At 43.4% G+C, this 10973-nt stretch carries 12 protein-coding genes; 4 read left to right on the forward strand and 8 right to left on the reverse strand.

What is annotated here, in order from left to right; translation table 11 throughout:
• Positions 1–82 precede the first annotated feature (82 nt).
• The 4 genes from JXL83_07205 to hydG are packed head-to-tail and all read left to right on the forward strand — an operon-like array spanning position 83 to position 4452.
• Positions 83–376, forward strand: a complete 294-nt coding sequence (locus JXL83_07205; GenBank protein ID MBN2363903.1) for an iron-only hydrogenase system regulator — start codon at positions 83–85, stop codon at positions 374–376.
• A 13-nt stretch (positions 377–389) separates the two neighbouring features.
• Positions 390–1784, forward strand: coding sequence for an aspartate ammonia-lyase (locus JXL83_07210; GenBank protein MBN2363904.1), 1395 nt, complete (start codon positions 390–392; stop codon positions 1782–1784).
• Between the two features lies 1 nt (position 1785).
• Complete coding sequence (gene hydF, locus JXL83_07215; GenBank protein ID MBN2363905.1) at positions 1786–3057, forward strand: [FeFe] hydrogenase H-cluster maturation GTPase HydF; 1272 nt, start codon at positions 1786–1788, stop codon at positions 3055–3057.
• A 12-nt stretch (positions 3058–3069) separates the two neighbouring features.
• Positions 3070–4452 carry a [FeFe] hydrogenase H-cluster radical SAM maturase HydG gene (gene hydG, locus JXL83_07220; GenBank protein MBN2363906.1) on the forward strand — a complete coding sequence of 461 codons (1383 nt, stop codon included), beginning with the start codon at positions 3070–3072 and terminating at the stop codon, positions 4450–4452.
• 31 nt (positions 4453–4483) lie between these two features.
• Here the strand turns inward: hydG and JXL83_07225 are convergent, their stop codons facing one another.
• From JXL83_07225 to JXL83_07260, 8 genes are all read right to left on the reverse strand, one after another.
• Complete coding sequence (locus JXL83_07225; protein ID MBN2363907.1) at positions 4484–4828, reverse strand: hypothetical protein; 345 nt, start codon at positions 4826–4828, stop codon at positions 4484–4486.
• 15 nt (positions 4829–4843) lie between these two features.
• Positions 4844–5032, reverse strand: a complete 189-nt coding sequence (locus JXL83_07230) for a hypothetical protein (protein MBN2363908.1) — start codon at positions 5030–5032, stop codon at positions 4844–4846.
• Positions 5033–5051: 19 nt separating this feature from the next.
• Positions 5052–6152 (reverse strand): Sua5/YciO/YrdC/YwlC family protein, encoded by a 1101-nt coding sequence (locus tag JXL83_07235; GenBank protein MBN2363909.1) that lies wholly within the window; start codon positions 6150–6152, stop codon positions 5052–5054.
• Positions 6139–6606, reverse strand: a complete 468-nt coding sequence (gene purE, locus JXL83_07240) for a 5-(carboxyamino)imidazole ribonucleotide mutase (protein ID MBN2363910.1) — start codon at positions 6604–6606, stop codon at positions 6139–6141. Before purE ends, JXL83_07235 begins: the two co-directional genes overlap by 14 nt.
• Positions 6599–7543, reverse strand: coding sequence for an RNA polymerase sigma factor RpoD/SigA (locus JXL83_07245; protein MBN2363911.1), 945 nt, complete (start codon positions 7541–7543; stop codon positions 6599–6601). The genes purE and JXL83_07245 overlap by 8 nt, the downstream gene beginning before the upstream one ends.
• 30 nt (positions 7544–7573) lie before the next feature.
• Entirely contained in the window at positions 7574–9016 is a 1443-nt protein-coding gene (locus tag JXL83_07250; GenBank protein ID MBN2363912.1) for a DHH family phosphoesterase, read from the reverse strand.
• Positions 8983–9654, reverse strand: a complete 672-nt coding sequence (locus JXL83_07255) for a segregation/condensation protein A (GenBank protein ID MBN2363913.1) — start codon at positions 9652–9654, stop codon at positions 8983–8985. Before JXL83_07255 ends, JXL83_07250 begins: the two co-directional genes overlap by 34 nt.
• A gap of 94 nt (positions 9655–9748) precedes the next feature.
• Positions 9749–10973, reverse strand: a 1225-nt coding sequence (locus tag JXL83_07260; GenBank protein MBN2363914.1) for a hypothetical protein, incomplete at its 5' end; no start/stop codon positions are given.

Raw genomic sequence — 10973 nt, forward strand, 5'->3', positions numbered from 1 at the left:
AGTTGACTTTTTTCCCCTCACGCTTGAAAATAGCATCAAATCTGACGGAAGGACCGGAACTGGTCTGACAAAAGGAGAAAATATGCCTCAAACAGAAAAATCCTGCAGATCTTCAAAACTTGTTAGCCGTCTCGGAGTCGTCGGTATTTTCATTTATTCCCCGGACAGCGCCAGAGAAGTAAACAATGTGCTTTCAGAGTTTTCCATGTTTATCAAGGGAAGGCTCGGTATACCTTCGGTCAACAGCAGTCCGAAAATCAACGTCATAGCAGTAGTCTTTGAAGGGACTACTGACGAGTTAGGATCTTTGACCGGAAAACTCGGAAATCTTGAAGGCGTTGAAACCAAAACTCTTTTATCAAAAAGAGAACTTTAACCGGAGAAAAAATATGCGAAAAGAAAAAGATTTCCTCGGAGAAATTGAGCTTCCCGATGACTACCCTTTCGGCATTCACACGCGAAGAGCGGAAATAAATTTCAGATTTTCCGACGCCAAGATGAGAGAAGACCTTTTCAGAAGCGTAATAACCGTTAAAAGTGCATGCGCAGAGGCCAACATGAAAGCGGGGCTTCTTGAAAAAAACAAAGCCAGGGCTATAATAAGCGCATGTGAACAGCTTCTTTCCGGCAATGATTCACTGGCACCGTCAATACACCCTTTTCAGGGAGGCGCGGGAACGTCTTCAAACATGTCCGCCAATGAATTAATAGCCAACACGGCGCTTAAAATCTCCGGAAAAGAATTCGGTGATTACCGGTTCATATCACCACTCGACGATGTAAATCTTTCTCAGTCCACAAACGATGTCTATCCTACGGCTGTGAAAATTTCACTCCTCAAGTCACTGAGAAAACTACACTCGTCAATTGAAACATTCCTTGCCTCTCTTCAGAAAAAGGAAAAGGAATTTTCAGGCATACTTAAAATCGGCAGGACAGAACTGCAAGACGCAATGCCCGTTTCGCTGGGGCAGGAATTTTCAGCCTGGGCAGACGCAATTTCGAGGTTCAGATGGAGGATTAACAAAGCGATCGATTGGATAAGAGAGGTCAATATTTCGGGTACTGCGGTCGGAACCTCCATTAACGCGGACAGAAAATATTCCGTTTTTGTAATTGACGAGCTAAGAAAAATTACAGAAGAACCTCTTTCACTATCGAGAAACCTCGTGGACGGAACTCAGAACACGGATCAGATAATCGAAGTTTCGGGCATTATAAAGACGGGTGCAGTAACAGTGAAAAAATTCGCTTCGGACATCAGACTGCTTTCGAGCGGTCCTGATTGCGGATTTGCAGAACTCATATTACCCGCCATGCAGGCGGGATCTTCAATAATGCCTGGAAAAATCAATCCGGTAATTTTCGAAGCTGCGGAACAGATATGCCTGCACGTCATTGCCTGCGATCATTCCGTTTCAACCGCAGCTTCCGAGAGCAATCTCGAACTGCCCCAGTTTCTTCCTTACATCGCTCATGTTTTACTTGAAAATATTGAAATGTTCTCAAACTGCCTCGTCAAAATTTCAGAATCAACAGAATTATTAACACCTAACAGGGAAAGAATAAAGCGCTACGTCGAAAATTCATTCGCCGTTGCCACTCTGCTCTCTCCAATTGTCGGCCACGAGAAAATGGCGGAGATAGTTTCACGTGCGAGAAAGGAAGACAGGAATATTGTGGAGATCATTCGCTCTGAAAAGATTTTGGATCCTGAAAAATTAGACAAACTTCTCAATCCCGAAATTATGGCTTCTCCAGGAATGCCTTTTTTGGAGGAATAAGATGAAAAGCAGAACGATTAGAGGAGACAGACTCCACATCGGTATTTTCGGGAAAAGAAACGCCGGCAAATCATCTCTTATAAACGCTTTGAGCGGTCAAAATACAGCGATAGTCTCGGAAGTACCGGGTACAACAACAGATCCGGTTTTTAAATCCATGGAACTTGCCCCACTGGGTCCGGTCGTCATGATAGACACGGCAGGAATTGACGACGCCGATGATGGTTTGGGAAAATTGCGAAAAGACAGAACTGAAAAAATCCTTGAAAAGACTGATCTCGCTGTCCTTATAATAGACGTCGAAACCGACAATTTTAATTTCGAAAATGAACTTGTCGCAGGTTTCGAAAAAGAAAACATCCCGTTCATCATCGCCCTTAATAAAACAGATTTGAATACGTCCCGCGAGACCCAGAAATGGCTTTTTGGAAAAGCTTTTGTCAGGATAGTCTCGACCGAAGGAAAAGGAATTGAAGACCTTAAAAAAAGAATAATTCAAGTTGCGCCCTCTGAGTGGGAAAGACCGTTTGTGTCCGACCTCATTCACCCCGAAGAAATGGTACTTCTTGTCACCCCCATAGATTTAGGCGCCCCCAAGGGCAGACTGATCATGCCTCAGGTAAAAGCGCTGAGAGACATTCTCGATTCCGACGCAATCCCGGTTATGTGCAAAGAAAGGGAATTGCCGGCAACTCTTGGCAAACTAAGGGAAAAACCGTCTCTTGTGATTACCGATTCCCAGGTTTTTCCTCAAGTTGCCGCAGACGTACCCGATGACATACTCCTTACTTCGTTCTCGATTCTTTCCATCAGGCAAAAAGGCGATTTGAATCAGATGGTAGAGGGAGTTCAGACTGTCAAAAATCTCAAACCCGGCGACAAGGTCCTGATAGCCGAAGCCTGTTCGCACCACCCTCTTGAAGATGACATAGGCAGGATTAAAATCCCGAGATGGCTCAACGCCTACGTAGGGGGAAGTCTTGAAATATCCACCGTTCCCGGATACGAATATCCCTCGAACCTGAAAGAATACAAACTCGTCGTTCATTGCGGTGCGTGCACTCTCAACAGGAAAGAGATGCTGAAAAGGCAGGAAAAAGCCCGCGAAGCAGGTGTTCCAATAACAAACTACGGGGTTTTAATATCCTATCTCAAATCTGTTTTTCCGAGAGCTCTGAAACCTTTTCCAGAAATATATTCTCTTTTCACAGACAAAGGAAGTCAGGCTGAAAGAAATGCAGCCAAAATAATGGCTGGGCTCACTGAAATTTGAAAGGAGCATGATATGGACACGGCATTCATAGATCACGCAAAAATTTTCAGCTACCTCCAAAATACAAAGGAGCCCGATTATAAAGAAGTTTCGGAGATAACTGATCACGCAAAAGAAATGAAAGGCATTTCGTACGAGGAAGCTGAAAGACTTCTTATGGTCGCCAATCAAGATTCAAGGCAGTTACTTCTCGACACGGCTAATTACATAAAGAATGAAATCTACGGAAAACGGCTCGTTCTTTTTGCTCCACTCTACGTTTCAAACCTGTGCAACAACGAATGTCTTTACTGTGCTTTCAGAAAGAGCAACAAGGAAATTTCGAGAAAAACCCTGACTCATGACGAAATAAGAAAAGAAGTGGAAGCCCTCATCGGTCAAGGGCATAAAAGAGTCCTTCTTGTTTCCGGTGAAGGGCTCGGAGAAGACGCTCTCGACTACTCCGTCAAGGCCATAGAAACCATATATTCAATCAAAGTGGGAGACGGTGAAATCAGAAGAATAAACATAAACATAGCGCCCCTGTCAGTTGAAGGATTCAAAAAACTCAAGGCCGCAAAAATAGGAACCTACCAGCTTTTTCAGGAAACTTACCACTTCGACACTTATAAAAAAATGCACCCCAAGGGTCGCAAATCTGACTACATATTCCACCTGACAGCTATGGACAGAGCCATGGAAGCCGGAATAGACGACGTCGGAGTCGGTATTCTTTTCGGACTCTACGACTATAAATTCGAAGTGATGGCTCTGCTTCAACACATAAAACACCTCGAAGAAAAATTCGGGGTCGGCTGTCACACAATTTCAATACCGCGTCTCGAACCGGCGACGGGATCATACATAGCGTCACATCCGCCTTACGTCCTCAGCGATGATGACTTCATGAAAATAATCGCTATTCTGAGAATAACCGTCCCTTACACAGGAATGATTCTGAGTACCAGAGAAAACGCTGAAATGAGGAGGAAGGCGTTCAGTTTAGGTATATCACAGATAAGCGCCGGATCGAGGACAAATCCCGGAGGATACACAGATCCTTCATCTACGGGTCAGTTTTCTTTGGGTGACCACAGAAATCTGGAGGAGGTCATCACGGACATGGTCGATTACGGTTACGTGCCTTCATTCTGTACGGGATGCTACAGACTCGGAAGAACTGGAAAGGATTTTATGGATCTCGCAAAACCCGGCCTTATAAAACTATACTGCCTGCCCAACGCTCTTTCTACTTTTAAAGAATACCTCGTCAATTACGCGTCCTCGCCGCTACGCGAGAAAGGCGACAAACTAATTGAATCCATGCTGTCCGACATCCCGAAAGAAGACGTGAGGACAAAAACAAAAAACAATCTTGAGTTAATAAGCCAGGGGGCGCAGGATCTTTACTTATAAAGCCTAAAAATTAAGCTTTTTTCGGGACTTTTCAGAGAATAACAATGTCAGCTAATGCCTTGGCTTGTTCGGCGCTTTTTTTCTTCTCCCTGCAATGTCCTTCGATGAAAACAGATACGTCAGGATTAATGTATTTTAGAACCGAGTTGCCTTCGATCAACAGATATTCGGTTTTTCCCTTTGCAGACAAATCCGTAATAAAAGCGAGTCCTTCCATCATATCCGAAAAAAGAATTTCAGGTCTTTCGGGATTACTTTTGCCGTGACCGAATTTAACCGTTACGGCCTTATTAACAGGGAGTTTTTTGAGCAGAGCTCTCAACGCAGTCGTTTTACCTGCTCCACTACATGAGCCTGAGATTGTAATAATTTTCATCTTTTTTCTCGTCTATTAATTAAAACAACCGAGCTGGCAGGAGACTATTTTTATCTTCAATCTATTGCAGATTCTTCCGATTTCCGAAGGTTCGATGCCCAGTTCGGATGCCACATCGAAAGCTTCCGCACACTTAAGACATTCTTTGCCTTCCGAAATGAACAGCTTTTCTCTGATTTTTTTTTCAATCTCTTCCGGTGTCATAACAATCTCCTTTTTCAGATCATCTGTATTTTCCTGGAGTCAGAAAATAATCCCTGCCTTCGATATATTTTACAAGATTTTCAACGTGCTTTTCTATTTCAACGGCTGTTTTGCAGTAATCTTCGAAAGCTTTCCCCCACGGATCTGCGACGGCGTTTTTTTCGCACGAGAACTCTGCCAAAAGCTTTGTCTTTCCGGCTCCACCGTTTATTTCGACTTTTTTCTGTATTTCCGAGTCCATGGTCAATATCAGGTCGGCCCATTCGACATCTTTTTTATTTAATTTTTTGGGTTTTCCCTGAAAATCTATTTTGTGTCTTTCTTTCAGAGCTTTTCTCGCATTTTCCGAATAATTTGTGCTGATTTTTTTTACCCTTATTCCGACTGATTTCACACATAATTGCAGTTTCGATTTTTCAGTTTTCTTCCTGAAAAATGCCTCGGCGATAGGACTTCTGCATGTGTTGCCGGTGCAGACAAACATAACTCTGATCGGGTCCGATGCCTCGTATCTGATTTCCATGCCGGTTATCGCGCTTATTACAAACGGGCTAATCTCTCCTTTTCTCATGACAATTATTTTTCCCACGGTAGGTTCGATCACGGTCGAAGGAGGTCTGCGGGGAATTCGCCGATTCATATCCAGCGCCAAAATATCTTCTCCCGAAAACATCGATGATATCTCAAAAAGATTTGACGGGCTTTCTTCCCCGGACAAATTTACCGAAGTGGCCATAACAAAATTCAATGCTTTTATCAGGTCCAGAGGAGCCGGTTTTTTTGGGACTCTGACGGCGATTTTACCTTTTTCGTCGAGAAGATGAGGCGGCACCTTTTTTGATGCCTTCCCGACGACGGTTAGCGAACCGGGCCAATATTTTTGAGTCAATCCGTAAAGACGCGGATTGAAATTTTCAAACAGACGGTAAGCGCTTTCAATAGAAGGTGACAATACAGGAATTTTTTTATCCGGTTGCCTTTTTTTCAGATCCAAGACTTTTTTATAGGCTTTTTTGTTTTCTGGATCGAAAGCGAATCCCCAGACAGTGTCCGTCGGTATCAGAACCGTTTCACCCGACAAAACGGCAAAAAATGCCTCGAGTTTATTACATTCGATCAACGGCGTAAAAATTCTCCCTTAATTTTTTTATTTTTTCTTTTAATACATTGTTGCCGAGGGCGAGAATTTCGACAGCGAAAATAGCCGCATTTTTTGCGCCTGCTTTATCGAGGCTCATAGCCGCTACGGGAACTCCCCCAGGCATTTGAACGATTGATAAAATACTGTCTATGCCCCGCAGCGGTGAAGAACTGACAGGAACGGAGATCACCGGCAGTATTGTCCAGCTCGCGACAACCCCTCCCAAATGAGCTGCGTAACCCGCAACTGTTATTACCACCTTGAATCCTCTGCTTTCCGCGTTTTTTGCCAGTTCGGCAGTTTTCTCCGGAGTTCTGTGAGCTGAAGAAACTTCCAAAACGCTGTCCACTCCGAAGCTGTCAAGAGTCTCTTTCACGGTGTCGGCAATTTCAGAATCCGATTTGGATCCGGTAATTATAAGCACTTCAGTCATTATTTACCCCCAAAAGGTCTTGAAGTTTTTTTGAATCCGGCGACTGCCTGATTTTTTGCAATGCTTTTTCCTTGATTTGTCTGACTCTTTCCCTGGAAACACCTAATTCATTGCCGATTTTTTCGAAAGAAGCGGGAGAATAATCCTGAAGGCCAAAGTACATTCTCAAAACCAACTGCTCTCTCTCCGTCAGTTCTTTCATCAGTTTATTGACTTCCTGCTGTTCAACTTTCTTCAGGTAGAATTCTTCAGGAGAAGGATAATACCCCAGTAAATTATCATTGAAATAAGAACTCGCGGAATCGAGAGACAGATCTTTCTGGGCGTACTCATAGGCTTCCTCTATGTCCCGGGAATTAACTTTGAGTTTTTCGGCAAGTTCACTAACAGTATATTTGGAATTCTCTGCGTCAAAACCGAATTCCCTGCCTTCTTTCAGTATTCTTCTCAGCTTTCCCGCTCTGTTGAAAGGTATCGAATACAACCTCTGATGAGTAATTATGTAATGCAAAATGTGCTGTCTTATCCACCATACCGCGTATGATATGAATTTGATGCCACGATCTGAATCGAATTTATTTGCGGCTTTTATAAGACCTATGTTTCCTTCGTTAACAAGATCCGTAATTATTTTTTTTTCCCTGTCGTAGTGAAGAGCTATTGACACGACAAATCTAAGGTTTGCTTTGACCAGTTTGTTGACGGCCTCACGTTTTTCATTCAAACTGCCATATTTGATTTTTCTGCCTACTTCGTTTTCTTCTTCCGGCGAAAGCATTTTTTCTTTCCTTATCTCTTCGAGATATTTTTCAAATGTGTCTTCAGATATTGAAATTTTCGCAGGGAGATTTTTTTCAAGAGACGGCGCGGGAAGAAATTTTTCCTGAAAAGCAGAAGGCAAAGAAAGAGAAGCCTTTTTATTGTTTCTCTTTTTCATTTTCCGCTTCTTTCATTTCTTTTAGTCCGTTCAATCATACATCCATATATCGTCAAAGGGTGTAGCTTCTCTGAGTTTAGCTTTCTCGTTAAGCAAAAAAATGTTTTTGCCTTCAAGGGGATTCGATGAAAGCATATCGGTGATTTCCAGAGAAATCTCGGGAAAATCCTGGCCGAACGGTCTAAACGAGGCGAGGGTGAGAAGAACCTCATCGTTCAATTCGGATTTATCAGTTATGATATCTATCCTGAAGCGTTTTTCAATTTTTTCATGGTCAGGCGTTCGGCTCAAACTTTCAAAAAAACCGACAACTTTCTCGCTTTTTATTTTTGCTCCACAGGCTTTTTTATGACCGCCAAAAGAATTAAAAAAATGTCCGTTGTTTTCCAATACAGTCAGTGCGTCTCCACTGCAGGCTCTCGCTTCCACAGTTTCAAAACCTTCTTCGTCGAGCGCTCCGACGGCGAACACTTTCTTCCCTTCCGCGACAGAAAGCCTTGAAGCCAGGGAACCGAGTATGCTTCTAGGCACATCCACGTCGTGGAAAAACACATAAGGGCCCGCATATTGCTTTATCTTCAGCGCTTTTGCAAAGTATGTTTCGCGAGCGTCCATCCATTCGCGGGATCTTCTCACCATTGCTTCGGCGTCAATTATCTCGGGTTTTTTTGTAAGAAACTCAAAGGAAGATGAGATTCCGTTTTCCGAGGAGTCAGATGCAAGAGGCGAAATCACTATCTTTTTTAATTCGTCCGTTGAAGCAGGCAAAGGAGATTCCTGAACCGAACACAAAAGGTCAATCGATTCAAACCTGAATTTGTCGAGAGCTTCGAAGCCTCTTTTTACGATGGTCCTGTTTTCATCAAGCATGGGCACTCTGTCGCTTATCGTCCCGAGCGATGAAAGTATCCAAAGATAGGGGTCCTGGGAAAATTTCAATGCTAACTTCAGGGCGGTTCCGCTTCCGGACAATCCGCCGAACGGATAGAGGCTGTCTTCTCTTCGGCAATTCACTATTGTTCTTCCATCTAAAAAAGACGAAGGTATTTCATGGTGATCCGTAACTACGAGCTCGATTCCTGATTGTCTTAATATAGAGGCGGCTTCTGTGTCTTTGCTGCAACAGTCAACTGTGATGACCAGGTCGGGCTTATTCCGAAGAATCTCTCTTTTCAGTGATCCGATATTCATTCCGATACCCTCTTTTTTCCTGTCGGGTATGTATGTTGTGATGCTGGCGCCTGCGGAAGTCAGCGCTAAATGTAAAAGCGCCGCAGAACTAATTCCGTCACAATCCTGATCGCCCCACACAAGAATGTTCCCGCCTTTCCTGACCGTTCTCTCTATTGTTTCCAACGCATCGTTGAAAGAAGGTATTTCATCGGGCTCTCGCCAGATATCCTGAGACAGAAAATCAGGGGAAAGGCATCTGGCCGAGGTCACTTTCTCAATGAACTTTTCAACCGAAGCCATATTTTCCCGTTTATTCTGTCCTGTGACACAGATAAAAATGAATTTCTCACCAGCTCCAAAACAGCCATGAAGCTGACAATTATCCATGGCTTGTCATGTCTTTCGTCGAGCACTTCAGAGAAATTCACTTGCCTTGAGGCATTTTCGAGCATGATGTCAGTTATTCTGTCAATTCTCTCTTCAAGTGGTATCAGATCCAGGACAAATCTGAGTGATCTTATTTTTTTGTATCTTTGAGTCAGTTCTCTTGCAGCGTTTATCAAAAAAATGATGTCCATAAATTTTTCTGCGTCTTCGATGACTGGCCTTGCGGCAGGTTTCACCTGATAATGCAACAAGCCTTCCGTCTCAAGGGATCGGATTTTCTTTGCCGCTTCCCTGAACTGCTGATATATAAGGAGTCTCTGAGTGAGTTCATCTTTGGACAGATCTTGTTCTGTCATGTCTTCGCTCTGTCTGGCTGGAAGGAGTGCTCTCGCTTTCATTCGCATCAATAAAGACGCCATGTCGAGAAAATCAACGGCGATTTCTATATCGAGCTCTTTCATCACTCCGATATAAGCTAAATACTCATAAGTAATGTGAGATATGGGAATATCATAGATATCGAGTCTGTCTCTCCGGATAAGATAAAGCAACAACTCCAAGGGGCCTTCAAAAATTTCAAGCTTTACAGAAAATCCCATTAATAATCAACACCAAACATCGAGAAAGTTAAAAATCTTTACAGACTCATCGGAACATGCTCTTTGGATAACACTTGTCACATTCCGAACACCAAAAGTGCTTGCAAGGTTCGCACTTAACGAGCTGTTTTCCGCAATCCGGGCAAGCGTTGATTAACGACTTGTCCAATGGCGGTTCTCTGTCATATATCGGCTGAATGTATTCCGAGCAATTTTCGCACCAATACCGTTTGTACTTCTCAACGTACCTGGGTACACTGCCGCATTTGGGACATGTGAAAACCTGCTCTTTTTCTTCCTGTCCTTTTTCTTTCAGGCTTTCAAACAAATCTGTTGAAGGAGGCACTACATTTACCTGTTCCAAACCGAAATTCAGAGGCATGTATTTCTCGCAATTATCGCACCAGTATCTCTGATACTGTTCAATGAATCTCACTTTACCTGAACAGTCTGGGCAAGATAATCTCTCTTTTTGATGAGGAGTCTCTTTAAGCTGTTCTTTGACAGTCCCGATTGAAGTTTTTTGAGGTTCGTCTATGACGACCTCATCTTCGAGCTCGGCTATGCTCATTACAGGTTCCTCTGACGTTCCTCCTTTTTTTCCAAAACCGACAGGCATGTATTCTCCGCACGAGTCGCACCAATATCTGTCATACTGTTCAATGTATCTCGTTTTTTTACTGCACTTTTGGCAAACAAGGACTACTCCTTCTGTTTCTCCGGCCCCGACGACCGATATTTTTTCTTCCTGGTCGAGAGTTTCCACTTTTTCTTTTTCGTCGGCTAGATCTAGATCCGCTTCTTTTGTTTTGTCGAGTGACCCGGTATGTTCCTCTTCGGGAATATCTTCAATCGGTAATTCTTCTACAGAAAACGGCGATACGGGTTCTTCTTCCATTATAACCGATGTTTTATCATCAAAAACCTGTTCTTTCCTTACAGGTGATATCTCGTCCACTGAAACAGGAGTCGTTACTTCTTCCTGCTCCTCTTCAGTTACGGCTATTCCGACCCCTTTGAAACCTGGAGGCATGTATTCTCCGCAGGAATCACACCAGAATCTGTCGTATTGAACTATATATCTGACTTCTTGACGGCACTTCGGACAAAACACACGAAGTTCGTCTTCCGGTCCCGTTTCAATTTCGGTGAGGACAGCTTCTTCGATATCCTGTGATTGCTCTTTCTCATATTGATCTGCTGAAGAAGCGCTATCGGTCATTGAAATCTGCTGAGAGGAGTACTGCGATTCTTCCTGATTAAGATCCGAC

Source organism: candidate division WOR-3 bacterium (assembly GCA_016934535.1).
GTDB lineage: Bacteria > SDB-A > SDB-A > SDB-A > SDB-A > JAFGIG01.

Excerpts from the sequence above, each read along its gene's own strand:
- JXL83_07210 (MBN2363904.1), top strand. The coding sequence starts at position 390 with ATGCGAAAAGAAAAAGATTTCCTCGGAGAAATTGAGCTTCCCGATGAC.
- purE (MBN2363910.1), bottom strand. The coding sequence starts at position 6,606 with ATGACTGAAGTGCTTATAATTACCGGATCCAAATCGGATTCTGAAATT.
- hydG (MBN2363906.1), top strand. The coding sequence starts at position 3,070 with ATGGACACGGCATTCATAGATCACGCAAAAATTTTCAGCTACCTCCAA.
- hydF (MBN2363905.1), top strand. The coding sequence starts at position 1,786 with ATGAAAAGCAGAACGATTAGAGGAGACAGACTCCACATCGGTATTTTC.
- JXL83_07250 (MBN2363912.1), bottom strand. The coding sequence starts at position 9,016 with ATGGCTTCGGTTGAAAAGTTCATTGAGAAAGTGACCTCGGCCAGATGC.
- JXL83_07245 (MBN2363911.1), bottom strand. The coding sequence starts at position 7,543 with ATGAAAAAGAGAAACAATAAAAAGGCTTCTCTTTCTTTGCCTTCTGCT.
- JXL83_07230 (MBN2363908.1), bottom strand. The coding sequence starts at position 5,032 with ATGACACCGGAAGAGATTGAAAAAAAAATCAGAGAAAAGCTGTTCATT.
- JXL83_07225 (MBN2363907.1), bottom strand. The coding sequence starts at position 4,828 with ATGAAAATTATTACAATCTCAGGCTCATGTAGTGGAGCAGGTAAAACG.
- JXL83_07205 (MBN2363903.1), top strand. The coding sequence starts at position 83 with ATGCCTCAAACAGAAAAATCCTGCAGATCTTCAAAACTTGTTAGCCGT.